Here is a 26,373-nt window from a genome sequence, read left to right on the forward strand (position 1 = left end):
TATAAAAATAACCCATGTTTTTTTGATCAACACTGTTAATAGCTTCGTAGTATTCACAAAGCTGTAACACTGTAACATTCGATTAAAGGAACAATTATGAATAAAGTATTTAAGCTCGGTGCTATCATACTTCCCTTGTTACTTATTCAAGGCTGTAGTAGTGATGACGATAACAACGCTCCAGTAACTGTAGACCCACAACCTGCCGTCTCAATCTTTGACGCCGCACAGGACTCTGAAGAGTTCACCACTCTTGTTGCAGCACTAGAAGCAACCGGTCTAGATGAAACTCTCGATGATTTAACTACCAGCTATACTGTATTTGCCCCTACCGATGATGCATTCGCATTATTAGGCGAAGAGACCATTAATAGCTTATTAGCTGATACAGACACCCTAAGTTCTATTTTAACTTACCATGTGATCGCTGGCAGAGTAGACGCGCAAACAGCTATTGGCTTAGCGGGCAGCACTGTAGAGACTGTTAACGGGCAAAACATTGCTTTATCTTTAAATGGTGAGAATTTATTAGTAAATACCAGCACAGTAACAATGACCGACATTGTGACCGACAACGGAATCATTCATGTTATTGACGCGGTGCTCACACCAAAAACAGTGCCAGAAACAGCACCAACTAATAATATCATTGAAACAGCTCAGCAAGCTGGCAATTTTAGTACATTACTTGCAGCTCTTGATGCTGCATCCCTTACTTCAGCACTAGCGGACGAATCATCAGAATTTACCGTATTCGCCCCTACGGATGCTGCATTCGAGGCAATTGGTAGCAACTTTTTAAACACGTTACTGGCTAACCCCACCGTTTTAGCCGATATTTTGAAGCAGCATGTACTTGTAGGATCAGTAGATTCTGTTACTGCAATGTCTCTTAACGGTCAATCAGCAGAAACGCTACTTGGCAATACCCTTCCAGTGGCGATAAACGCAGAAACAAACATGCTATCGTTTGGCGGAGCAAACATTGTAGTTAGAGATATTATGACCAATAACGGTGTCATTCATGTGATCGATTCGGTTATTATTTCTGATGTTACTTTACCTCAAAGTACCAATACAATTGCTGATATAGCGAGCGCTGATGGTAATTTTACGACACTTCTAGCTGCTTTAACGGCAACAGGGTTAGATACACTAGTTGCCGATCCAGATAATACTTTTAGTGTATTTGCACCTACAGACGCTGCATTTGCTGCGCTCGGACAGGATACAATTAATGCGCTACTAGCTGATACAGATACGCTTCGTGATATTTTGCTGTACCATGTTTTTTCTGACGCGACAGTTTTATCAGATGACGCAGTAGCCATTGCCAATAGCAACAGCAACAAGATAGAAATGGCCAATGGCGACATGGCTGCTATATCTCATGTAAATAGCTCACTATTTATCAATGACTCAGCAATTTCAGAGGCAAATGTAATCGCTAGTAACGGCGTGATTCATGTATTAAATAAAGTAATTATGCCACCGGCTGAAGTTGGTACCCCGACTAAAACAATTGCTACAGTGGCTACTGAAACACCTGCACTATCTACTTTAGTCACTGCACTACAAGCAGCATCACTAGTAGATACCTTTAACGACACCACTCAATCATTTACGGTATTTGCACCGACAAATGCTGCATTTAGCAAAATCCCTACCGCTGATTTAGAGGCTTTATTGGCTGACACGACTGCATTGACAGGTGTGCTAACTCAACATGTTTTAGGCGCTCAAGTGGGCAGTACTGATGCATTTGCAGCCAATGGTAAAACGGTGACCACGCTTGCCGATAACATGCTAAGCGTAAACGTTGTAGACTTTACCAGCACAGCAAACACAGCAACAGATAGCATTGCTTATGATTCAACTGATAGTCGTTTAGTAACGGGTATGGCTGATGCTATGCCAGGCAAAACAGTTTATGTGTTCGACAATGATTTAGGCGAGGCAATGAGCACGTGTGAAGCAGCTTGTGCAACAACGTGGCCACCGGTTCTTGGTACTGCAGCATCAATTGAAAATGTACCCGGTTTATCGTTAATTGCTCGCTCAGATGACAGCATGCAAGTCGCCTACCTTGGCCGCCCTTTATATACCTTCTCCGGTGATACGGCAGCAGGTCAGAATAATGGCCAAGCTGTGAACGATATTTGGTGGCAAGTAAGCTTACCAGCTACATCACTACAAGTAGCGGGTAGCAATGTAACAACCACTGATATTTATACCAGTAATGGCGTTGTTCACTTAATTGATACAGTGATCACAACGGCCAAATAAACTAAGTTTTACTGTGAGATAAGCCAGGAGTGATGCTATTTACTCCTGGCTTTTTTATAAAAAATAGGCTTACTTATTAATACCTTGGGAGCTTGTTGGGTAACCAAAGACTACTTTTAACTTTGCTTTTAATCCCTTTGCTCTGTAGGTACTTTTAAAGAGATGCTGCCACTGATGAAAGGTAATTTTAATCGGGTTATTACTGTGTAGTTGGCCAATAATTCCGTATTTACAAGGCTTGCTTTCATCCTCTTCTACATAAGTGCCAAATAACTTATCCCAAACAATTAGTACCCCTGCAAAGTTTTTATCTAAGTAGCCACTGTTAATAGCATGATGAACCCGATGATGTGATGGAGTATTAAATACGCTTTCAAACCAACCCAGCTTTTTTACCACTTGGGTGTGAACAAAAAATTGATACGCTAAATTAAGGGCAACTACGGCAAAAACAATCACAGGTTCAAAACCAAGTAATATCATTGGCATCCAAAACAGCCACATGCCCGCAAGCGGATACATTAAACTTTGTCTAAAGGCAGTAGTAAAATTCATTCTCGTAGAGCTATGATGTACGACATGCGCTGCCCATAACCAATGTATATGGTGTGATGCACGATGAAACCAATAATATAAAAAATCTTGCAGTACAAAGGCACCTAATATGGTCAATACCGTCAATTCAATATCAAATAACCGAAACTGATACAGCCAGTAAAAAAACGGCATTAGTACTATTAATGCAATAGCATCAGCACCTTGATGTAATAAAGCCAATAATGCATTGGCTAAACTGTCTTTTATATCGTAGTGACGCCTAAATTTAATAAACTCGATAGCAACAAACAGCAAAAAAATAGGGCTCAGTGCGAGTAAAATAATTTCAATGCTCATACAACACGCTCCTGAAAATAATGGGCTATTTTTTTAAGTGCTTGGCTAATATCTTTTTTTATAAAAAAAGCCAGTATAAAATCGGGTACCCAAAAAGGTGCAATGCAACTAATATGGTAATTAACCTCAGTGAGCGATGGCTCTTCGTTAATGGTATTTAAGTAAATATCACCACGATGCTGCGCAACGGGCTTGCTACCTATAATACGGTAACTAATATGACTGTTATCTGCAGCTATTATTTGCTCTTTAAAGGTAGTGCCTTGCATTTTTATTTCTCTAATCGTGCCTTTTCCGCCACTTATTTCATCCGGCTCTTGTGGTGCTAGTAGTGTAAAGTGAGCATTAAAAAATCGGCCTAAATCAGCATGCGCTAATAATACGCTGCGTATTTGCTCCGGCGTTGCTGCCACAGCTCGCTTAACCTTTATTTCTACCATGATCTTCACCCTATTATTTTTATCGATCACTAGCATATAAAAATATGCCGTGGCAAACTTGCGATTAGACGACTATTTTTTAGCTTTAGGCGACAAATGAAAACCTTAGCCGATCATTATTTTTGTAGCTGTTTGGATTATCTTGAAGCCCAAGGCTTAGCTAGCCAAGTGGCTTTAAGCGCTATTGATTTTAACGAGTATACCAATAAAAAGTCACAACAATTGGCGCCACGTATCAGCTTAAAAAGCTATAATGCGCTGCTTGGCTATGCACAACAGGCGTTAAACGATCCCTTATTTGGCTTTGAATTAGGAAAACAAATACGCACCGCTGATTTTGGTGTATTGGGGTATTTAATTGAATCGAGTACTAATTTAGCCAGCGCTATTACTGCACTACTTAATTACGACAGCCTAGTGGCTAATATTGGTCGCGCCAAGTTTGAGCAACAAAAAACACGGTGTAAAGTAACTTGGTTAGCCGATCCACAATGTAGTTCACAGGCTGTTTTACGAAATATGACCGCTTGGGTCAGCGTGGTACGCCAACTACTTAATCCTGAGCTTTCACCTAGCTGTGTGTATTTTTCAACACACTTTTCAAACACCGAACAACACAGATTAACTAATTGGTTTAATTGCCCAGTAAAAGCTGGCGCTAGCTTTAATCAAATCGAGTTTCCAAGTAATTACTTAACCCTGCCCTTTAAAACCGATAATAGCCAAATCAACGCAATGCTTAAGCAAATGTCAGAGCAACAGCTATCCCAGTTTAAAAGTCAGCAGTTATTATCAGAAAAAATTAATCATATTTTAATGGCAAAACACGACTTACAAGATTGCTCTTTGCTTAGGACAGCTGCGGCCTTAAATATGACGCCACGCACACTACAGCGCTATCTAAAAAAAGAGCAAACCACGTTTGCCGCGCTGCTTGAAGCAGAGCAAAAACGACGCTTATTAACTTATATTCACCACTATTCGTTAAATAAAATCGCATTTATGCTGGGATTTAACGATCAAAGTTCTTTTAATCGTGCCTTTAAACGCTGGCATCATTGCTCGCCTCGCCAATTTATAAAAAACAACAAGTAAACAACCTGCTTACTTAAAATATACATTTATCATGTACCTTATTAATGTTTTTCTTTACACTAGCGTTATAGTATTGCTTTAAAGACAATTATTTATGCTTTTGCGTATGGTGTTAACTGTTTTTGTATTGTTTTTTTATAGTGCGTTCTGCAACGCCACCCCTGTTACCTTTATCGCTGAAGATTTACCGCCTTATCATTTTAAAAACCCTCAAGGTGAAGCACAGGGCGCGCTGGTCGATATAGCTAAAGCAGTTTTAAATGGCACTGATTTAACAGCAAAGTTTGAAATAATGCCAATGGCTAGAATATTCCAACAGCAACGAGCCAATCCTAATGCCATAATAATGTCACTGCTAAAAACACCAAACAGACATCATCAATATAAGTGGCTAGGTAAAGTCTACTTTGCGGACGCATACCTAGTTAGTTTAAGTAACCACAAAGATGAAGTGATTCATTTAAATTTTGCTAAAGAGTACAAAGTAGCCACTATTCGCGGCTACTCTGCACAAGCTTATTTAGAAACTAAAGGCTTTACTGAAAATGAAAACCTAGTATTAGTCAGTTATTATCAACAGCTCTGGAAAATGCTATATAAAAATCGTATCGACTTTGTTGTAACCAATACGCTCACACTTGAAAACGAATTAAAGCGCACCGGGCTCGACCCTAATTTAATTTCAAAACGCATCCACTTAGATGAGTTACCCTCTTCTTTGCATTTTGCAGCCAGTAATCAGTTTGACTCACACACAGCAAAAATTATTAGCGATAGGTTAAATGCCATCAAGGAAAGTGGTGAATATCAGCAAATTTTAAATAAATGGCAACTCCCTATGCCAAAAAACCTTTAATACTTAGCGGGCAAGGTATTCTGTGCTAGATAATTTTTTAATGAGATAAACAAAGGTGCGGGCAAGTCATTAATATCGCACCAACGCCACTGTAAACATTTGTGAGGCTCTTTATTTATAACCTCTCCGCCTTCATAGTCTGCTTGCATATATAAGGTAATATAATGTTTGTTCTCTGCGCTAAAAATATCGTTGGTAAAATCGAGTTTACGAATATTAGTGACATTGAGCCCAGTCTCTTCTACTACTTCACGCACAGCGCATTGCTCAACAGTTTCACCAAATTCTAAATGCCCTCCAGGGGTTGCCCACGTATTTGCGCCATGTGCGCCTATCCGTTCACCGAGTAAAATTTTATTATCATGCATTACTATTACTGCAACGCCTACTCTGACCATTTGATTCATTCTTATATCCATTTACTCTCATTAATTACTGAAACATTTTACATTAGTTGGAACTTTTTAGTTCTATACAATCATCACGTTGGCCAAAAAACAAAAACATCGCTTACTATTTAACCGACCATAGTCGAATATCACTGCTGATAAAAAGCGCTTAGTTTTAAATTACGTTAGATTATATTTTCCTTAGGAGCCTTTATGTCAGGTGAATACAAACAACATTACAACGAGTTTAAACAAGACCCAGCAGCGTTTTGGTTATCACAAAGTAAGCGACTACCTTGGTACAAGGCTCCAGAAACCGCATACACACAAGATCAAGAAGGACTACACCACTGGTATGCAGACGGCCAACTTAACAGCTGTTTTTTAGCCGTAGATCAGCATGTCATCGCTGGGCATGGTAATGAAACAGCGTTAATTTATGACTCACCGGTTACCAATAGCAAACGCAGTTATAGCTATTTACAACTGCAGCAAGAGGTCGCTAAATTTGCAGGGGTAATGCAGTCTTTAGGAGTGACTAAAGGCGACCGCGTAGTGATTTATATGCCCATGATCCCCGAAGCCGTAATTGGTATGTTGGCATGTGCCCGAATTGGCGCTATTCATTCTGTTGTATTTGGCGGTTTTGCAGCGCATGAATTAGCGGTACGGATTGATGACGCCAAGCCCAAATTGGTACTCAGTGCCTCCTGTGGTGTAGAAGTTAATACTGTAATTGAGTACAAAGAATTACTCGATAACGCGGTTGAAGCTGCTAGCTATAAAGTTGAACACTGTATTATTTATCAGCGTGAGCAAGCCACCGCACCGCTTATGCCCGAACGTGATATTGACTGGGCTGTTGCAATGCAAACAGCCACACCGGTTGATCCCGTTGCGGTCAGTGGCGATCATCCACTTTATATTTTATACACCTCTGGCACAACAGGGACACCTAAAGGTGTGGTGCGTGAAAATGGCGGCCATGCGGTTGCTATGCATTACAGCATGGAAACCGTATACGGCATGAAACCCGGTGACGTATTTTGGGCCGCCTCTGATATTGGCTGGGTAGTGGGTCATTCGTATATTGTGTATGCGCCACTTATGTATCGATGCGCAACTATTTTATTTGAAGGAAAACCGGTTAGAACCCCCGATGCCAGTGCTTTTTGGCGCGTAGTAGAAGAATACAAAGTGAATGCCCTATTTAGTGCCCCCACTGCGTTTCGCGCGATTAAAAAAGAGGATCCCAATGCCGATGGCTTTAAACAATACGATACCTCTAGTCTGAAACGATTATTTTTAGCCGGAGAGCGTTTAGACCCACCTACCTACGATTGGCTCAAAGAAAAAACAGGTTTACCGGTGCTTGATCATTGGTGGCAAACAGAAACGGGCTGGGCAATTGCGTGTAACCCTGTTGGCATTGAACACCTGCCAACAAAAGCAGGAAGCTCAACAGTTGCAACACCTGGATTTGATGTAAGAATTTTAGATATGAATGGGGATGAATGTGCTCCGAATGAACAAGGCGCGGTTGTTATAAAGCGACCTTTACCACCGGGATGCTTACCGACAATTTGGAAAAATACGGCTCGTTTTAAGGCTGGTTATTTGGCTGAATATGAGGGCTACTATTTATCTGGTGATGGCGGTTATATTGATGGCGATGGCTACCTCTTTATTATGGGTCGCACCGATGATGTAATTAATGTCGCAGGGCACCGTCTATCCACCGGTGAAATGGAAGAAATTGTTGCCGCGCACCCAGCTGTGGCTGAATGTGCAGTATTTGGTATTAGTGATGCGTTAAAAGGGCAAAACCCAATGGCGATGGTGGTGCTAAAAAATGATTTTCATGGCTCACATAAAGAGGTAGAACAGCAATTGGTGCAAACCGTGCGTAATCAAATTGGTGCTATTGCGTGCCTTAAAAATATTATGTGTGTAGAGCGATTACCAAAAACCCGTTCTGGCAAAATTTTACGTAAAAACCTGCGGCAGTTAATTGATGGTGAAGAACTGCAAATTCCATCAACCATAGATGATCCAAGTATTTTTGAAGAACTCAGCCAGCAACTCGAGCATGGTAAACTGTAACTACATAATGTAAAAAGTCTTAAATAGACTTTTTACATTGCAGCTGCTTAACTAATAATAAGTAATTAATAATAGCGTCCTTATGGAGTATTAATGACAGGAACACGCGCACAGCTGCGAGATTTTTTACTGCAATGGTTTGGCGATTATTTTCCGGGAAGTCCATTTTTATGGTACGACCTGATTGTATTGGCTTGGATTGCGCTATTTGCATTAATATTACACCTCATTTTAAGACTGGTTTCTCAGCGTTTAGTTAAAAACCGTTTTAGCGAACAAGCTGCGCAACCCGATAGCAAAAGTCCTTTATATTCAGCAAAAAAGCTCGCTCGTAATATCTCATTTGTTTTACAAGGAGCGGTCGTTGTTATTCAGGCGCAACTGTGGGTACCCGAAGGCACCACGTTTTTGTATTTGATTCAAATGATCACCGATCAATGGATCATTTTATTTGCCTTACTTTCGCTATTTTCTTTACTGGATATATTTCAAGCAATTTCCGATAAGCGCCCCTTAAGCGCTCACTTTCCGCTGCGCGGCTTTTTGCAAACAATTAAGCTTATTGCCAGTGTATTAACTGCCATTTTAGCCGTTTCATTGTTAATGAATAAATCACCGTTAATTTTACTAAGCGGCTTAGGCGCTCTGTCTGCGGTGTTATTACTGGTATTTAAAGACGCTATTTTAGGATTAGTAGCAGGTATTCAGCTCTCTGCCAATAATATGCTGGCGGTAGGTGACTGGTTAGAAATGCCTAAGTACGGTGCCGACGGTGATGTTATTGATATTGCGTTAACCACGGTTAAAGTAAGAAATTGGGATAAAACCATTACCACCATTCCTACTTATGCCTTGATCTCCGACTCATTTAAAAATTGGCGCGGTATGTCAGACTCTGGTGGACGCCGGATAAAACGCAGCATTCACCTTGAAATGAGTAGTGTGCACTTTTTAGACGAAGCCGCAGTTGTTGCCCTTAAAAAAGCCGATTTACTAAGTGAGTACCTTGAAAGTACGCTATTGGTTATTGAGGAGCAAAACATCACTAAAAAAGTAGATATGAGCTGCACTTTAAATGGCCGCAGGCTAACTAATGTGGGTACATTTCGTCACTATTTGGTCGCGCTATTAAAACAGCACCCACATATTCATCAAGGTATGACCTTAATGGTAAGGCAATTAGCGCCAACAACCCAAGGTTTACCTATTGAGATTTATGCATTCACTAATACCACTAATTGGGGTGAATATGAAAATATTCAGTCAGATATATTTGATCATATATTAGCGGTTTTACCCGCCTTTTCGTTACGTGCCCATGAAGCACCAACAGGAAGCGATATTCGCCAACTAATTAACCTGAACTCTGGTTAAGAGATTTACTAACATATTGAATCAAAATGATATTTATGTTTATTTTCTCTAGCCAGTGATTTTCAGTGAAAACAAGGCGAAATTACGCGTCAATAGCTAGTCTATTGCAAGTAAATTCAACGCAGTTAGCGCTCAAAATAGCTGCTTGAGATAGATTTATTATCTAGAGTTCAGGTTAATTATATAACCTGAACTGTGAATAATAAATCTAGCTCACGCAGAGTCAGTCTAAATACGCTTTAATTGTGCAATAAGCCACTGATGAATATCGCTGTTATTTGAGCGAGGATGCCATGCTGCAATCACCTTAAACGGCGGCGGTAATAATTCAATCTCCAATTGCTTTACCTTACTATTTGGCAATAACCTTGATGGGTAAAACGCAATTAAATCGGTGGTATTTAGTAAATCAGGCACTGATGAAAACCCAGGTACTGACATGACAATATTTCGTTTGTAGCCTTTATCTGCAAACCAGCGATCGTGCGAACCACGTAAGTTTGCTCTAGATGCCGACACCACCAACTGCGGCCGGCTCGCAACCTCAGATAAGCTCAAAGGCTTTGAAGGTGTGGGCGCATGTGCGCCTGCAATACAAATATGTTGTTCTTCAAATAGGGTATCGTAGACTAAATTATCAGGAATAAATTCAACAAAGCTAATCAGTAAATCAAGCTCCCCTGCGCTGATAAGCTGGTTAACGTTATCGGATGCGAAGTCTCGAACAATCAACTTTAAACCTGGCGCTTCACTGCGAGTAATTGCTAATAATTGAGGTAAAAGTGCAGCAATCGCATAGTCCGTAGCACTTATAGTAAAAACGCCTTGATAACTCTGCGGGGAAAACTGTGACGGCACTAATAATGCGTCTAGTTGACTCAGAATTTGATTAATTGATAGTTCAAGCGCCAGCGCTTTTGGCGTTGGCAGCATCGTATTGCCTTGACGAATAAACAGCCTATCATCAAATAAGTCGCGTAATTTTCGCAGCTGCTCACTAATGGCTTGCTGAGTTAGCCCCATTTTTTGCGCAACATGCGATACATTTTTTAATTTGAGCAAAGCGCTTAAAACTCGCAACTGCTTTATATCCAGCCGACCTATACCATTCATAATTGTATCTAAAACAAAAAAGTGTTGTTTCAAATTGTAGCTTTAAATCCCTATGCTCACCAGCATTGTTATAAGCGCTCAGCAGCATAGTTAATTTAAAAGGTATTAAAATGAGTCAACCGAGTAAAAATATCGACAGTTTATTTTCATCCATTAGTTTAGGGCCATATACCCTGAAAAATCGTATTGTTATGCCGCCACTTACCCGCTCACGCAGTACAGTACCTGGCAATATCCCCAACGAAGTAATGGCCACCTATTATGCGCAACGTGCAAGTGCTGGCTTTATGGTTACCGAGGGCACTCAAATTGAACCCAGAGGACAAGGATACGCTTGGACACCCGGTATTTACTCTGCAGAACAAATCGATGGCTGGAGAAAAGTGACTAATGCCGTGCATGCAGAAGGGGGAGTTATTTTTGCCCAGCTTTGGCATGTAGGCCGTGTATCGCATACTAGCCTACAACCAAATGAAGCCAAACCTGTTGCTCCCTCAGCAATAGCAGCTGATAGTGTGAAAGTGTTTATAGAAACAGGGCCAGCTCAAGGCGCTTTAGCCGATCCAAGTGAACCGCAAGCTTTAACAACAAATGAAGTCAAAGAGCTTGTTGGCATGTATGCACAAGCTGCCCGTAATGCGCTAGAGGCTGGGTTTGATGGTGTGGAACTGCATTGTGCTAATGGCTACTTAGTAAACCAATTTATTTCTGAGCATAGTAACCAACGTGAAGATGAATACGGTGGCTCACTGACTAATCGCTTACGCTTTTTAAAAGAGATTGTTGCTGCCGTTAGTGATGTAGTTGGCGCTGAGCGTTTAGGGGTTAGATTTGCGCCGCTATTTAGCAGTACTGATGAAACCCGTGTTTATTTAGGATTAGTAGAATCAGACCCTCAACATACTTATATAGAAGCCATTAAAGTACTTGAGCAAGCGGGTATTGCTTATCTTTCAATTGCTGAAGCCGATTGGGACAATGCCCCTGATTTGCCAGAGCAATTTTACCAAGCGGCACGCGCAGAATTTTCTGGACGTATTATTTACGCAGGTAAATACACAGTTGATAAATCTGTGGCAATGCTAGCTAAAGGTTATGGAGATTTATTTGCTTTTGGTCGCCCTTTTATTGCCAATCCTGATTTACCAGCGCGTATTAAACATAATTGGCCATTAAATGAAGCCGATGCTACTACTATGTATGGTGGCACTGAGCAAGGCTACAGTGATTATCCTCGCTACAAAAACGATTAGCAAAATGGCCATGGATGGCCTCTAAAATTGCTAAAAGCGCGATAATCCACTCTATCTAAATCTCCCAAATAAGTCTTATCACTGTTTTTACCTTATCGAAAATATCATACATTTGGTTAAAAAATGTCGATAAAAGTCATTTAAATTAGTTTTAAAGTATTGTTTTTAAATAATTAACAAGCATTAAAGTAGTAATATTTCTCAATATGAATACAATAAGCCTTTATTTTTTAGACATCGGTCTTTGGAGCATAGGTTGTTAAAATTAGCAGGAGTTAAATCAACTTCTTTGAGCCTTTTAGGTCTATGTGGCTTATTTTTATTATTAGTTCAGTTTCAAGCTCAATGGCAAAGTAAGCTCTCTCTTATTAATAATCTTGTTTATCCATTACTGATTATTACTGCTGTATTTGCTACTCAGTTTAATCGAAGTCGAGTTGCATTACTTTGCGCATTTTGGGTGCTTTATTTATCTTCATTAGACTACGCTTTACCTTGGTCTAACTGGCTTAAAGCGCAACCTGACTGGACCTTATTATGCGCTACAAGTTTATTAATGCTATTGGCAGTTATAAAAGATAGAGCGCTCTTATCAATACACACAGTAACTCGCAGTTTACTCGTTATTGTCTGTGGCGGTACTGCATTTGCTTGGTTAGCACTGAGCCAACACTTGCAAGAACTAACAATACAATCTTCTTTTTATACTCAGCTGCTTCCTTATTTACCCATTGTTTTACCGCTTTCAATAATTGGCGGCTTGCTTATTTGGCAAAGCTTAAGAGCCCATAACCTGACTCAAACCGCCTTATTAATTACTTTTATTGTGTGGTGCCTTAATCAGCAACACATTATTGATTTTCCTTGGTCTGTAATAGCCGTGCTTATGGCTTCTTTGTATTTATTGGCAGTAAGTACAGACTCTTATTATTTAGCCTATAGAGACGATTTAACCAGCTTACCAACGCGGCGAGCACTTAATCAGCTTGCTTTATCATTAGGGCGAAAATACACCGTTGCTATGCTCGACATTGATCACTTTAAAAAATTCAACGATACCTATGGCCACGATATTGGCGACCAAGTGTTAAAGCTAGTGGCGGCTAAAATGACTGGCATTAAAGGGGGTGGCAAAATTTACCGTTATGGTGGAGAAGAATTTACGGTGGTGTTCCCGCGTAAAACAGCCGAGCAGTCAATCCCTGAACTAGAAACACTGCGCGAAAATATTGCCACCTACGACATGGTGATCAGAAACCCAAAACGCACCGATAAAAAATCTCGCAAAGGTAAACAGCCAAGCGACCACAAAACGGTAAACGTGACGGTTTCTATTGGTGTAGCGCAAAGAGCGGCAAAACAAAGCTTTGATGAGGCATTAAAAAATGCCGATTTAGCCCTTTATAGAGCTAAGAAAAAAGGCAGAAATAACGTTAGCGAGTAATCCTTTTAACGTGGCACGCTAACTTAATAATAGCGTGCCCAAAGGCAACTAAATTTAACTACAACTTATTGCTTTTCCAAAACCGCTTTTAAATTATTTAATGCCGATACAGAAAAACCACGGTCGTAAAAGTAAATAATTTTGCCACTCTCATCAAGCAGTATTACACGACTGTTATTAGGGTTTTCGTTGCCAGTAAATGCCTGAACTTTATCGCCATCTTTGTAAATTGTGATCACCCCACCCCACAACTCTTTTGGGATCCCCTTACGCATGCCGCTATCAATTAAGGTACTAAACATACGAGGAACCATGCCCTGAATGGTTGGTAACTCATAGGCAGTCACATCAACTGCAGTCATATCTAAACCAATAAGCCAACGATCAATATCAAACTGGCTATCTTGTTTATAACCAATTAATAGCAACGTATGTGGGTTGTTAAAGTCATCAGGAATAGTGAATGACTGTTGCTCTAAGCTTTCTCCTGTAACAGTGGGAAATTGCTTACCAAGCAGCGCTTGATTTGGATACTGGGTTGAACATCCGCTAACCACTAAAACCATCACCAGCGTCATTATTGCCTTTAACATACCTTTACTCCCTATTTTTAAATAAATCTAAAGTGAACACGTTAACTAAATAATTAGTACAAGACTTACGCTTTAAACCAGACTTACGATCCATAGTAACTCCCATAAATTAAATAAAAATACAAGCATATGAATAGGCTTGTTCGATAAAATGTTTATTCGTTATACTTTAATATTATTACTATATTCATTTTAATTCTATCCCATAGCGAAAGCGTATTTTGTTAACACCTTACAAAGCGTTAAAGTGCCGCGCTAATTCACAGCTATAAAAGAGGGTACCATGTCGCTTGCTGTATTATTAATGTTGGCATTATTTGTCGGTTTGCTGTTTGCTATTTATCTTGTTTCGCAAAAAAGCAGCTCTTTATCTCGTACCGTTTTATTTGGTTTAGTGCTTGGTAGTGCCTTTGGTTTAGCCCTACAGTTTTTATTTGCCAACTCACCAGAAACCATTAAAGAAATACTCAGCTGGGTCAGCATAGTAGGTAAAGGCTATGTCGGGTTACTAAAAATGATCATTATGCCACTGGTATTAGTCTTTATGATTGCCGCAGTGGTTAAGCTTGAGAACCAAGGCTCGCTAGGAAAAATATCCTTTATTAGTATTTCTGTTTTACTGTTTACTACTGCAATTGCAGCGTTAATTGGTATTGCGGTAACGTATGGATTTGACTTGAGCATTGAAGGACTTGTTTCGGGTACTCGTGAAGCCGCTAGAATGGACACCCTACAAAACAAAGCCGCGAATGTAGCCGACCTAAGTGTGCCGCAAATGCTACTGAGCTTTATTCCTGAAAACCCCTTTGCGGATTTAAGTAATCAACGTTCAACCTCTATTATTGCCACGGTTATATTTGGTGTACTTGTTGGTATAGCTGCACGTAAAGTAATGCTTGAAAAAACAGAACTTGCTAGCCCAATTCGTAACGGTGTAAACGCCCTACAAGCAACAATAATGAGCTTAGTTCGTATGGTAATTGCACTAACGCCTTATGGTGTGGCAGGCCTAATGGCAAGTGTTGTGGCAAACTCTAGTAGTAACGATATTTTAAATTTACTCGCCTTTATTGTGGCTTCTTACGTGGCTATTTTATTAATGTTTGTTGTGCATGGTTTACTGCTTAGCTTAGTCGGCGTTAATCCAAAACATTACTTTGAAAAAATTTGGCCTGTGCTTACCTTTGCCTTTAGCTCACGTAGCTCAGCGGCATCGATTCCTATGAATGTTGACGTGCAAATTAACCAGTTAAAAGTGCCACCTGCAATTGCTAATTTATCGGCTTCTTTTGGAGCTACCATAGGTCAAAACGGCTGTGCCGGTATTTACCCTGCTATGCTTGCAATGATGGTTGCGCCAAGCGTGGGGATTGACCCACTTACATTTGAGTTTATTTTACCGCTAATTGGTATTGTGGTTATTAGCTCGTTTGGTATTGCAGGTGTTGGCGGCGGTGCTACCTTCGCAGCGTTGGTTGTATTACCGACCATGGGACTACCTATAGAGGTAGTGGCTTTACTTATTTCTATTGAACCATTGATAGACATGGCGCGCACTGCACTCAATGTATCGGGTGCTATGACCTCAGGTGTGATCACCAGTAAATTAATGAAAACTCAATAACACTGACTTTAATTTAATAGCCCAGCCTACGCTGGGCTTTTTTATGTCTGCCGCTTTCAAAGTTCTTTAGTGATTCGTTTATTTAATTAATTAACTTCAATAAATCATTTTTATAGATTGCATCAATCGCTTTATTTCGCACACAGTTTTTAGCCCCTTTACTATACTATTCCCATCGCTCAGTCATTCAGGCTTGTTTAACAACTTGAATGAAGTATCAACCTACTGTTTTTAAATGAGTAGACCCTATTTTTAATACGCTTTGTATATAACGAGATTCGTTAACTTTAAGGAAGCTGACAATGAAAAACCGATCATTTACAAAAAAAGCGCTTGTTGGATTTATAAGTGTGGCACTTATGTCTGGCTCTGCTTTTAGTCAAGAAAAACCACAAATGTCTAAGCCACAAGGTGCTGTAGGCATGGGTGAGGCAAAAATGGGGGCAACCAGAACCAACCAATTTTGGTGGCCAGATCAACTTAACCTATCTCCTCTTCGCGATCATGATCTACGTTCAAACCCTTACGGTAGTGACTTTAATTATGCAGAGGCATTTAACAGCCTAGATTTAGACACTGTAAAAAGTGATATCGACGCTCTACTAACTCAATCTCAAGATTGGTGGCCAGCAGATTTTGGTAACTATGGCCCATTTTTTATTCGTATGACCTGGCACAGTGCAGGTACCTATCGTACGCTTGATGGCCGTGGTGGTGCTGGCGGTGGTCAACAACGTTTTGAGCCGCTTAATAGCTGGCCAGATAACGTAAGCTTGGATAAAGCGCGCCGTTTACTTTGGCCAATTAAACAGAAATACGGTGAAGCCCTTTCATGGTCAGACTTAATCGTATTAGCCGGTAATGTTGCCTTAGAAAACATGGGGTTTGAAACCTATGGTTTTGCTGGTGGTCGTACTGACGATTGGGAACCAGACATGGTTTACTGGGGTCCTGAAGTAGAAATGCTTGCCAGCGACCGTGAAGATGCCAGCGGCAAACTAGAACGCCCGCTAGGTGCAACTCACATGGGTTTAATTTATGTAAACCCAGAAGGGCCTAAAGGGGTTCCTGATCCTATTGGTTCAGCTAAGAACATTCGCGTTGCGTTTTCTCGCATGGCGATGAACGATGAAGAAACCCTAGCACTTATCGCCGGTGGTCACACCTTTGGTAAAATGCATGGTGCGCACAAACCTAAAGACTGTGTGGGTGCAGAGCCTGCTGCAGCAGGTATTGAAGAGCAAGGTTTAGGCTGGAAAAATAAATGTGGTAAAGGTCACTCTGAAGATACCGTATCTAGTGGTTTAGAAGGCGCATGGACACAAGCACCTACTCGCTGGTCATCATTATACTTAAGCAACCTACTTAACTTTGAGTGGAAACAAACTCGCAGTCCTGCTGGCGCTATTCAGTGGATCCCAACAGATGAATCATTACATAAGTCAGTACCTGATGCGCACGTTAAGGGTAAATTTAACCCACCGGTAATGACCACTGCCGATTTAGCGTTAAAATTTGATCCTGAATATCGCAAAATTGCTGAACGCTTTTTAAATGACCCTAAAGAGTATCAACTAGCCTTTGCTAAAGCATGGTACAAATTAACTCATAGAGATATGGGACCACCACGTAACTTTTTAGGTAAAGAAGTACCAAAAGAAGACTTAATTTGGCAAGACCCTATTTCAGCAGAGACTAAATCAAACATTGATGCTGGTGCAGTAAAAGAGCTGAAAACTGCTATTTTAGACTCGAACCTAAGTGTACCTGAGTTAGTACGTGTGGCATGGGCATCGGCCGCTAGTTACCGTGATTCAGATATGCGCGGCGGAGCCAATGGCGCACGTATTGCGCTAGCACCACAAAAAGATTGGGCAGTAAATAATCCAGCAGAAACCGCAAAAGTACTTAAAGTATTAAAAGCGATTCAAGCTGACTTTAACGACAGCTTATTTAGTAAAAGCCAGGTATCGCTTGCTGATTTAATTGTGCTTGGTGGTAATGCAGCGATTGAAAAAGCAGCCAAAGATGCAGGCTACTCAGTAGACGTTCCGTTTAATGCTGGCCGTGGTGATGCTACACAAGCACAAACTGACGTTAATGCATTTAGCTTATTAGAGTTTCCTGCCGATGGTTTTAGAAACTATTTTGATGCAGAGAAAAGCTATAAATCACCAACTGAAATGCTGATTGATAAAGCGGATCAGCTTGACCTAACAGTTCCTGAAATGACTGTATTAGTTGGTGGCTTACGCTCACTTGATGCAAACTACAAAGGCACTGACTACGGCGTATTTACTGATAAGCCAGGTACACTAAATAACGATTTCTTCGTTAACTTATTAGATATGTCGACGGTATGGAAAAAATCGTCTGATGCTGGTATTTATCAAGGCTTTGATCGTCAGTCGGGTGAGCAAAAGTACACTGCTACTTCGGTTGATCTGATTTTTGGTTCAAATTCAGAACTACGTGCAGTTGCTGAGGTGTATGCCTTTGATACATCAAAACAAAAGTTTGTAGAAGACTTTGTTGCGGCATGGACTAAAGTAATGAATTTAGACCGTTAATAACCATTAAGTAATACAACCACAGCGCTGCAATTAATTGCAGCGCTTTTTTATTGTAAAGCTACTTTAAAGCAAGTACTCGATCACGTAAGTCATCGGCACTCACATTTTCAGACGCAACTGGCTCACCAATCGCTACGCTTACCAACGACCATTTGGGTCTAGGTAGTCGCCATTTAGTTTTTCGACTAAACATACTGCCCCATAATCCATCTAAATGAACAGGGATAACAGGCACAGGCGTGCGCTGAATTATTTTTTCAATGCCACGGCGAAATACATCAACCTCGCCATCACCGCTGAGCTTTCCTTCAGGAAAAATACCCACCAGCTCACCACGTTCCAGTGCTTGCGCAATGTCATCAAAAGCTTTATTAAACGCCTTAGGATTTGATTTTTGACTATCGATTGGAATGGCTTTGGCCATTTTAAATAACCAATTAAGTGCCGGTGAATAGTAAATAGGAGCAAATACAACAAACCGAATAGGCCTAGGTGACGCCGCTAAAATAAACATCCAATCAACAAAGCTAACATGATTACTTACCACCACCGCAGCTCCTTCATCGGGAATATTGAGCTGGCCTTTAGTGCGCACACGATACATACAAATCGCTAAAATATAGATAATAAAACGTAAGAAAAACTCCGGTACTTTGGTGTATATGTACAGCGATATTAGTAAATTAAGCCCTGCTAATAACAACAGTAATTGTGAAATATCCCAGTGTAATAGCGTTAAAGTAACAATACTTAAAACGGCGCTGCCAACCATAAACAATGCATTTAACACATTGTTAGCTGCAATTACTCGTGAACGGCTATCGGGGTGAGTACGCTGCTGAATGAGTGCATACAAAGGTACCGTATAAAACCCTGCGGCAATACCAATTCCTGCCATCCAAACAAAATGCCAGAGCATATCGCCGGTATTAATCACTTGTTCAAGAGTAAGCTGTAACTCACTCACTTGGTGATAAAATTCAATACCAGGCTCTTGGCTTAGTAAATATAAAAATAAGGTAATTAATAGTGCACCAAAAGGCACAATACCTAACTCAATACGTGAGCGCGATAGCTTTTCACACAATAAAGACCCCAATGCAATACTCAACGAAAACACCACTAAAGCAGCTGTCACCACCAACTCATCACCTCCCATTACATGTTTTACGTAATTAGGGAGCGCCGTTAGTATCACCGCACCAATAAGCCAAAACCAACTGATCCCTAATACTGACTTACCCACCGACTCGGTTTGTGCGTTAAGCGCATTAAAAACACTTTTGGTTGAAGTAATAGGGTTAATCGATACTTTTAAGTTAGCATTATTGGCTGCACTTTTAGGAATAAATCGACTGCTTAAAAAGCCAATAACTGCAAGGCTTACTATTGCGATACTGATATAAATAGGGCCCGCTGTTTGGGTTATATAATAGGTGCCAAATACGGTGCCCAATAAAATAGCGACAAAAGTGCCCGACTCCACCAGTCCATTCGCTTTAGTTAGCTCATTTGGGGCCACATGCTGCGGTAAAATAGAGTACTTAAGCGGCCCAAAAAAAGTGCTTTGTAAACCCATTAAAAATACAGTACCTAACATTAACCAAACCTGCTCGGTTAAAATCGATACTACACCCACCAGCATAATAGGAATTTCGCAAAACTTTACCATGCTGATCAGTTTTGATTTTTCCAACTTTTCTGCAATTTGCCCAGCCATGCCTGAAAATAGAAAAAACGGTAAAATAAATAATCCTGCCGCCAGATTAGAATAAAAGGCACCATCAGCTACCGTAGCAGCCTGAAAAATTAAAATAAGCAGGATTGATTGCTTATAAACATTGTCATTTAAAGCAGAGAAAAACTGCGTCACAAACAGAGGTAAAAACCGTTTACTACCCAGTAAAGCTCCTTGAAATTGTTGTTTATTTTCCTTCATTACGGTCTCTTAAAATTAGCTTCAGGGCTTAGATTACCACTGTGGAAAAGAAATACGAACCCACTTTTTAAGTACATGCTCAAACATATATTTAAATAAACAAAATAGCTAACCCAACAAAAATGACTAACAAATGAACAAAGCGACTAAATCTTGCGTATAAGCGTTTATGAGTTGTAAATAGAACATCTATGTTCTAAACCTAAAAGGTGACTAAAAAAGGAGCATCTTTATGCCAACTACAAACACAATAGATAAAGACACTAAATTCGCACGTTGTTTAGAGTGCAACAAAGTAAATACATTTGCCGCTTTTCACTGGCTTTCGTTAGCGTTTAAAGATATGGCGCGCGCGCCCATGTTAAGTTTAATTTACGGTTTAATCTTCACGCTTATTCCGGTAGCGATTGTTTACTCTGTTGTACTTACCGACAGCCACTTAGCTATTTTACCTGCAACCGTTGCTTTTGCTTTAATCGGTCCGGTATTCGCCGTTGGCCTATACGATGTAGCCTGGGAACTTGAAAAAGGCCACAAACCTACATTAAGCCATTCATTAAAATCAATGTTTCGTAACCCCGTAGGTGAATGGGGTTTTGCGGTATTACTCATGGTGATTATGATTATTTGGATGCGCCTAGCTGCAATTGTGCATGCATTATATCCAAACCATGTAAACCCCACCTTTGAAGAACTTTCTGCGTTTTTAACTATAGGCAGTATTATCGGCGGAATTTTGTTGGTCAGTGTGTTTTCAATCTCAGCATTTACCCCGCAAATTATGATGGAAAGACGTGTTGATATAATGACCGCAGTCGTTTCTTCAATCCACGCAGTCAAAGAAAACTTTGCAGCCATGGTTGTGTGGTCAATTTGTATATTCGTACTGGTAGCGCTGGGCTTTGCTGCAGGTGCCGCTGGATTCATTATTATTATGCCACTACTTAGTTACGCTAGTTGGCATGGATACATCGCAGTTATCAAAACTAAAACACCACGTGGCTATGAATAACACTTACCAGTAGTTTTAAGCACTTAATTAAATGCTTTTTGGCATTTAATTAAGTGTTGCCTCTTCTCCCTCAGTTTATAAAATACGTAAAAACCTTGATCTGAATAAGGTGCAAAGCTTAAAAATAACGCTAATATATGCTGATACACTGCAGATAATATAAAGGAATAAACATGAGTCAAAACGTTACAGACTTAATGACAGCTAACCCATTTTCGGTAAACATAAAAAGCACTTTGCATGACGCACACAATTTAATGAAAGAAAAAAACGTTCGTCATATTCCTGTTATTGACGAAGACGGCGCATTTGTCGGTATGCTTACCCAAAAAATAATGGTCGCCAAAGTTATGGGGATCATGGCAACGTTTGGTGCTAATGCATTACAACGCAAAGAAAAACTCACAAAAGTAGAAGATATTATGGTGAGTGATTTTATCAGTGTAACGCCAGAGCAGCCGCTATCAGATGTCGTTAAATTTTTTGTAGATAATCGCCACGGTTGCATGCCCGTTGTGAGCGAGCAAGGTCAGCTAGTAGGTATTTTAACGTCTTCTGATTTTGTGCGTTTAGCTGCAGCACTGCTCTCGTAAATCCCTTATTTAATAAAAACTGCATTTGGCTTCACTAAGTGCAGTTTTTATTCGCTTAAAAGATATATAAAATTAACAGCATAGATAGCTAAGTCACTAACAGCCTGCTATGGTAAACCCCCTGCTTTTAATGGTTATTACAAGGTAAGTTTTCATATGGCTAATCAATTAAATGTACTAGGAACTCGCTTACAACTTTGCTGTGGCAACGGTGGCTATACCCGAGAGGGATTTTGCTATGTACCAGATTCAGACTTTGGCAATCATAGTGTATGCGCCATTATGACCGACGAATTTTTGCAGTTTTCCAAGGCGCAAGGTAACGATTTAATTAGCCCTAATCCTTTGTATGATTTTGCTGGTTTAAAAGCTGGCGATAAGTGGTGTTTATGTGCGATTCGTTGGTATCATGCCATTGCTGCGAGCGTTGCTCCTCCTGTGGTACTTGAAGCGACAAACCAAAAAGCGCTCGACATTATTCCGCTTGAAGTATTAAAAGCACATCAATATTAAAAAACGCTATAGCGATTAAACCCTGAACTCTACTTTTCTTTTTGCCTAAATACCTTAGGCAAAAAGAGCCTTTAAAGTACTCCATTTTTAAATGTATTTTTTGCAGAATTTACAAAAAAAGTGCATGTTTTTCATACCCCTTTAAGCTAAATACTCCTTAAAGCTTTATTAAAAAAAATAAATCATCAAATTTCAGTAACTTACAATAAAAAATCTAACGGCATGCTCATTGCTTCTATTAGAACAGACGTGTTCGTTATCGCAATTAAAACACTCACTTGAGTTAAGCGAACACTATTTTGAAATAGTAGGAGGCATAATGAGTAACAGTAATAATGCAAACAAAGTCGCTGAATTTACCGCTCCCGGTGTAGAAAATGAATCAGCAAGTAAAGCAATATCTGTTCTAGAAGATCGCATGGTAGCGCTAATTGATTTACAGCTAACTTTAAAACATATTCATTGGAATGTAGTAGGTCCAAACTTTATTGGCGTACATGAAATGCTAGACCCACAAGTTGAAACCGTGCGTGAAATGACCGACACCATAGCAGAACGTATTGCCACTTTAGGCGGCGTGCCTGTTGGTACACCAAAATCAATTGTTGATCGTCGTACATGGGAAGATTACGCTATAGGCAAAGGTTTAGTAACTGAACACCTAGCTGCATTAGATAAAGTATATAACGGCGTTAACGGTGATCATCGTAAAGCTATTGAGTCACTCGGTGAGCTTGATCCGGTATCTGAAGATATGATCATTGCGCAACTTGCAGAGCTTGAGCAATACCAATGGTTTGTTCGCGCCCACATAGAGTCATCTACAGGCCAATTGAACAGTTAATATTTATGGTAAACGTTCAGTTTACGAAGCCCAGCAAGTTGCTGGGCTTTTTCATGCTTGTGATGTTTCATTCCATCATTAATTATCATTCAACTCTTTAGTTATTCTCCTTGAGCATATATGCACAACAATTAGGCTATTCGCCACTCTTTGACTACACTCAAATTAGGCTATTTCTTAAAAGAAGCATTTGTTGACGCAAATGAGTTTGCGTTAGTAATGCGTAAAATTAATTTGAGAATACAGGAGCTCTAATGAAATACACTCTACTAATCGTGTGTTTAATTGCACTCACAGGCTGTGATAAAGGAGTTGATTCTCCACGAGGTTTTAGCTTGCCAGAGGGGAATGCAGAACAAGGTAAAGCCGTGTTTTTAAAATATAAGTGCTTGGCATGTCACACCCTTGCAGGCGTTGAAGATAGCAGCGTAACAAAACATGACGATATTTCTATTAAGCTAGGAGGTAATAAAACCAAAATAATTTCTTATGCTGAGCTGGTCACGTCAGTGATCAACCCCTCACATCGGTTTTCTAGGCCTTATAGACCCGACGCCAGAAATGAAGATGGCAGCTCAAAAATGACGGTATTTAACGATACCATGACCGTATCTGAACTCACCGACTTAGTCACTTTTTTACAACCAAACTATAAACTTATTCCGTACCACAGAACTAATTACCAACTTTACTCTCACTACAAGTAAATATTGATAGCAAAAAAAACCGTTGCTAAACAACGGTTTTTTATGCGTTATATCTACTCGGCATTAACCATTTCTTCAAACTTCATACCGGTCAGCTTGGTCAGCACTTTAATCACATAAATAAAAATTCCAATCAGCATTATCATAGATGGAATCGCGATCACTGGATAACTCAATAGCGTCATTTCACCAAGTTGCTCGTTAAATTCCACGCTACCTGCTGGGCTAGTAACAATCCATTTAGCTAAGAGGTAATTCATCGTTGATGAAAACACAAAGGTCAGCGCTAATAAGTAATTAGCATTAGTAATCTTTTGTTTAAAGTTTTGCGTATTGCCGCGCTCATCAAGGGCATCGTAAATAGTGTCTAACTTAAATAAAAGTGAGTTTAATAAGAGCTTGGCTAGCAAGGGTTTACCAAAAAAGCCCGACATCAGCACGGTAAAACCAATGATTGCTGGTATAGCCGCTTCTTTAATTGCTAACCACTCAACATTAAGCTCAAACAGCGCAATACCACCGGTAAGCAAAGTACTTAAAAAGCCCAAAAGTGAAATAAAATTTAATGAGCCCGCTTTTATAAAATCATAAATACCGTAACTAATAGGGAATATAAGCGCCACAATTAAGCCAATCACGCTGCCTAAATATTCAGGCCCTGAAAATTTCATTAAAATGACTGAAGGTATGATGATATTAAATACGATTTCGATAAGCGGATTATTCTTTTTACGCTTATTTATAGCTTGATTATCACTGGTCATTTTTAATTCCAAAAAAATATTACTGCTGCCATTAGGGTCTGTTGACCTTTGCGGATTAAAATTTGTTCAAACTAGGGGCTGTTTAATCGCGGCGCGAGGTTTGTAACCTAGTGGGCTAAGTAAAAACCGAGCAACAAAGAGTAAATCGCCCCTAGGCAGAACCCTTCGGGCAGCGCCTGTTTGGCATTGATGCTGCGTTATCGCCTATTTATGGGGAATAACCACACCACATATGCGCTGCCTTGCCTAAATACCAAACAGACTGCTGCAAATTTAACCTTAAAAGGTCAACAGACCCTAACTTCCTCTCTAAAGAGTAAGTAATGCTTAAAATTATCTTTAAGCATAATACCTGCAATACACTCGCTATTCTAGCATTGCACTCACCCGCCCGATTTTTAGGTCGCTATTTTATCCAAAGCTATTTTTATTAATAAATAATTTATCGGACACTCTATATTCTTACGTTACGTGATCATTATTACAGAACACATTTTTTACAGCTTGGAAAACCTTCATGCTTGCTCTAGTATCTAGTTGTCTTAGCTCAATAATTTGCATTTAAATGAAATCATTTCCATCACTATATTTTGCCAATTTATTTTTAATTATTGGTACCGGCTTACTTACAACCTATTTAGCCCTGTATTTAGGTAAACAAGGCACGTCTACGTTTTGGATAGGCCTAATGACCTCGTGTTATTACCTTGGCTTATTACTGGGTTCAAAGCTTGGTTACCATTTAATTAAATCGGTGGGTCACATCAGAACATTTGCCGCTAGTACCGCTGCAGTGACAGCCTGTGTGGCCGCACACGGAGTAAGCGACAATCTATATATTTGGTTAGGCCTTAGGCTTTTTGTTGGCTTAGGGATGATGTGTAATTACATGGTGCTAGAAAGCTGGCTAAACGAACAATCAGCGCCTGAGTCTCGCGGGCGAGTCTTCTCTTTTTATATGATCACCTCTTACTTAGGGATGATTTTAGGCCAACTAGCGCTCGCACAATTTCCTGAGCTAGGGTATGCACCGCTATTTTTAGTCTGCATGGCGTTGGCTATCGGTATTATTCCAATTTCTATCACTCGTAGAATTCACCCAAAACCGTTAAAGCCGATAAAAATGAGCCTGTTTGATTACGCTAAAAAAGTGCCACAGTCGCTTACTGCGGTGCACTTTGCAGGCATTATCAATGGTAGTTTTTATGGCCTAGCGCCTATATTTGCTAAGCTATCTGGCTTTGGTGCCGCAGAAATTGCTATTTTTATGTCAGTGACTATTTTTGCTGGTTTGCTAGCCCAGTGGCCAATGGGGATGCTCTCTGATCGCATTCGTCGTAGCGTATTAATTCGAACTAATGCAGCAGCTATCGGTGTTGTAAGTTTGGCATTGTTTTTATTGCCTACTTCACAACTAACAGCTTACATACTCACTTTTATCTTTGGTTTATTTGCGTTTACTTTATATCCGCTTTGTTCGGCGCTAGCTAATTCGCGTGTTGAGGACGAAGAGCGCGTAGGCGTATCATCTGCATTATTAGTCGCTTTTGGCGCCGGTGCAGCAATAGGCTCAACACTTAACGCACAGCTGATGACCTACTTTGGTCACCAAGCATTGTATGCGTCAATTTCGCTATTAACCGTGGCTATGTACTTACTACTAACCTTTATTAACTCTAAACAAAAAGTTGAACAGCCAGAACCCAGTGATTATGTGGTCGGTACATCCGATGTTACAAACTCGCCACTGGCCGCTACGATGGATCCGCGCATTGAAGAAACCACCGCGCAAGATCAAATGCTGGTTGTAGATGAAGAAGAAGATGATGAATTTTTTGAGCATCCCCAAGGGGAGCTGTTTAAAGATCTTCACGAAGATGACGTGAAAAATTAAGTTTCCATTCAAAGCATTAATAATGCATAACAAAAAAGGGGAGCCTCCCCTCTTTTTTGTTATTTTTACT

22 protein-coding genes are annotated in these 26,373 nt (G+C 40.1%); 15 read left to right on the plus strand and 7 right to left on the minus strand.

Annotation, left to right across the window (positions count from 1 at the left end):
- The first annotated feature begins 96 nt into the window (after positions 1 to 96).
- Complete coding sequence (locus tag FLM54_RS12480) at positions 97 to 2,286, plus strand: fasciclin domain-containing protein (RefSeq protein WP_178956528.1); 2,190 nt, start codon at positions 97 to 99, stop codon at positions 2,284 to 2,286.
- 69 nt (positions 2,287 to 2,355) lie between these two features.
- Here FLM54_RS12480 and FLM54_RS12485 read toward each other — a convergent pair whose 3' ends face one another.
- Together FLM54_RS12485 and FLM54_RS12490 are read right to left on the minus strand one after the other, a co-directional pair.
- Positions 2,356 to 3,180, minus strand: coding sequence for a sterol desaturase family protein (locus FLM54_RS12485; RefSeq protein ID WP_138608687.1), 825 nt, complete (start codon positions 3,178 to 3,180; stop codon positions 2,356 to 2,358).
- Positions 3,177 to 3,620, minus strand: a complete 444-nt coding sequence (locus FLM54_RS12490) for an SRPBCC family protein (protein WP_178956529.1) — start codon at positions 3,618 to 3,620, stop codon at positions 3,177 to 3,179. Before FLM54_RS12490 ends, FLM54_RS12485 begins: the two co-directional genes overlap by 4 nt.
- A gap of 96 nt (positions 3,621 to 3,716) precedes the next feature.
- Between FLM54_RS12490 and FLM54_RS12495 the strand changes: the two genes are divergently transcribed.
- Together FLM54_RS12495 and FLM54_RS12500 are read left to right on the plus strand one after the other, a co-directional pair.
- Positions 3,717 to 4,715: an AraC family transcriptional regulator gene (locus FLM54_RS12495; RefSeq protein ID WP_178956530.1), complete on the plus strand. Its 999-nt coding sequence runs from the start codon at positions 3,717 to 3,719 to the stop codon at positions 4,713 to 4,715.
- Positions 4,716 to 4,809: 94 nt separating this feature from the next.
- Entirely contained in the window at positions 4,810 to 5,571 is a 762-nt protein-coding gene (locus FLM54_RS12500) for an ABC transporter substrate-binding protein (protein WP_178956531.1), read from the plus strand.
- Here the strand turns inward: FLM54_RS12500 and FLM54_RS12505 are convergent.
- Positions 5,568 to 5,978 (minus strand): NUDIX hydrolase, encoded by a 411-nt coding sequence (locus FLM54_RS12505; RefSeq protein ID WP_178956532.1) that lies wholly within the window; start codon positions 5,976 to 5,978, stop codon positions 5,568 to 5,570. The genes FLM54_RS12500 and FLM54_RS12505 overlap by 4 nt on opposite strands.
- A 195-nt stretch (positions 5,979 to 6,173) precedes the next feature.
- Between FLM54_RS12505 and FLM54_RS12510 the strand changes: the two genes are divergently transcribed.
- The gene (locus FLM54_RS12510; protein ID WP_178956533.1) at positions 6,174 to 8,063 is read left to right on the plus strand and encodes an AMP-binding protein; all 1,890 of its coding nucleotides are present in this window, start codon (positions 6,174 to 6,176) and stop codon (positions 8,061 to 8,063) included.
- A gap of 93 nt (positions 8,064 to 8,156) precedes the next feature.
- Positions 8,157 to 9,437: a mechanosensitive ion channel family protein gene (locus tag FLM54_RS12515; RefSeq protein WP_178956534.1), complete on the plus strand. Its 1,281-nt coding sequence runs from the start codon at positions 8,157 to 8,159 to the stop codon at positions 9,435 to 9,437.
- Positions 9,438 to 9,665: 228 nt separating this feature from the next.
- On the opposite strand, the gene FLM54_RS12520 is transcribed toward FLM54_RS12515, so the two are convergent.
- Positions 9,666 to 10,550, minus strand: coding sequence for a LysR family transcriptional regulator (locus FLM54_RS12520; protein ID WP_178956535.1), 885 nt, complete (start codon positions 10,548 to 10,550; stop codon positions 9,666 to 9,668).
- Positions 10,551 to 10,660: 110 nt separating this feature from the next.
- Here FLM54_RS12520 and FLM54_RS12525 point away from each other — a divergent pair, with 110 nt between their 5' ends.
- Together FLM54_RS12525 and FLM54_RS12530 are read left to right on the plus strand one after the other, a co-directional pair.
- Positions 10,661 to 11,803, plus strand: a complete 1,143-nt coding sequence (locus FLM54_RS12525; RefSeq protein ID WP_178956536.1) for an alkene reductase — start codon at positions 10,661 to 10,663, stop codon at positions 11,801 to 11,803.
- Between the two features lie 256 nt (positions 11,804 to 12,059).
- A complete protein-coding gene (locus tag FLM54_RS12530; RefSeq protein WP_256729572.1) occupies positions 12,060 to 13,247 on the plus strand; it encodes a sensor domain-containing diguanylate cyclase in 1,188 nt (395 codons plus the stop codon).
- A gap of 65 nt (positions 13,248 to 13,312) precedes the next feature.
- On the opposite strand, the gene FLM54_RS12535 is transcribed toward FLM54_RS12530, so the two are convergent.
- The gene (locus tag FLM54_RS12535; protein WP_131691630.1) at positions 13,313 to 13,840 is read right to left on the minus strand and encodes a hypothetical protein; all 528 of its coding nucleotides are present in this window, start codon (positions 13,838 to 13,840) and stop codon (positions 13,313 to 13,315) included.
- Positions 13,841 to 14,123: 283 nt separating this feature from the next.
- Between FLM54_RS12535 and FLM54_RS12540 the strand changes: the two genes are divergently transcribed.
- Positions 14,124 to 15,464 (plus strand): L-cystine transporter, encoded by a 1,341-nt coding sequence (locus tag FLM54_RS12540; protein ID WP_178956538.1) that lies wholly within the window; start codon positions 14,124 to 14,126, stop codon positions 15,462 to 15,464.
- A 302-nt stretch (positions 15,465 to 15,766) separates the two neighbouring features.
- Complete coding sequence (katG, locus tag FLM54_RS12545; RefSeq protein ID WP_178956539.1) at positions 15,767 to 18,034, plus strand: catalase/peroxidase HPI; 2,268 nt, start codon at positions 15,767 to 15,769, stop codon at positions 18,032 to 18,034.
- 61 nt (positions 18,035 to 18,095) lie between these two features.
- On the opposite strand, the gene FLM54_RS12550 is transcribed toward katG, so the two are convergent.
- The gene (locus FLM54_RS12550; protein WP_178956540.1) at positions 18,096 to 19,976 is read right to left on the minus strand and encodes an MFS transporter; all 1,881 of its coding nucleotides are present in this window, start codon (positions 19,974 to 19,976) and stop codon (positions 18,096 to 18,098) included.
- Positions 19,977 to 20,208: 232 nt separating this feature from the next.
- On the opposite strand from FLM54_RS12550, the gene FLM54_RS12555 reads away from it, so the two are divergent.
- The 5 genes from FLM54_RS12555 to FLM54_RS12575 all read left to right on the plus strand — a co-directional run bounded on the left by FLM54_RS12555 (position 20,209) and on the right by FLM54_RS12575 (position 23,645).
- Entirely contained in the window at positions 20,209 to 20,988 is a 780-nt protein-coding gene (locus tag FLM54_RS12555; protein WP_008111401.1) for a DUF2189 domain-containing protein, read from the plus strand.
- A gap of 173 nt (positions 20,989 to 21,161) precedes the next feature.
- A complete protein-coding gene (locus FLM54_RS12560) occupies positions 21,162 to 21,581 on the plus strand; it encodes an HPP family protein (protein ID WP_138608710.1) in 420 nt (139 codons plus the stop codon).
- A gap of 156 nt (positions 21,582 to 21,737) precedes the next feature.
- A complete protein-coding gene (locus FLM54_RS12565) occupies positions 21,738 to 22,094 on the plus strand; it encodes a DUF2237 family protein (protein WP_178956541.1) in 357 nt (118 codons plus the stop codon).
- A gap of 319 nt (positions 22,095 to 22,413) precedes the next feature.
- Complete coding sequence (gene dps / locus FLM54_RS12570) at positions 22,414 to 22,938, plus strand: DNA starvation/stationary phase protection protein Dps (RefSeq protein WP_178956542.1); 525 nt, start codon at positions 22,414 to 22,416, stop codon at positions 22,936 to 22,938.
- A gap of 254 nt (positions 22,939 to 23,192) precedes the next feature.
- Entirely contained in the window at positions 23,193 to 23,645 is a 453-nt protein-coding gene (locus tag FLM54_RS12575) for a c-type cytochrome (RefSeq protein WP_138608716.1), read from the plus strand.
- A 53-nt stretch (positions 23,646 to 23,698) separates the two neighbouring features.
- On the opposite strand, the gene FLM54_RS12580 is transcribed toward FLM54_RS12575, so the two are convergent.
- Positions 23,699 to 24,409 carry a VC0807 family protein gene (locus FLM54_RS12580; protein WP_178956543.1) on the minus strand — a complete coding sequence of 237 codons (711 nt, stop codon included), beginning with the start codon at positions 24,407 to 24,409 and terminating at the stop codon, positions 23,699 to 23,701.
- 565 nt (positions 24,410 to 24,974) lie between these two features.
- Here FLM54_RS12580 and FLM54_RS12585 point away from each other — a divergent pair.
- A complete protein-coding gene (locus FLM54_RS12585; RefSeq protein ID WP_178956544.1) occupies positions 24,975 to 26,303 on the plus strand; it encodes an MFS transporter in 1,329 nt (442 codons plus the stop codon).
- The last annotated feature ends 70 nt before the right edge of the window (positions 26,304 to 26,373 follow it).

Source organism: Pseudoalteromonas sp. Scap25 (genome assembly GCF_013394125.1).
Lineage (GTDB): Bacteria > Pseudomonadota > Gammaproteobacteria > Enterobacterales > Alteromonadaceae > Pseudoalteromonas.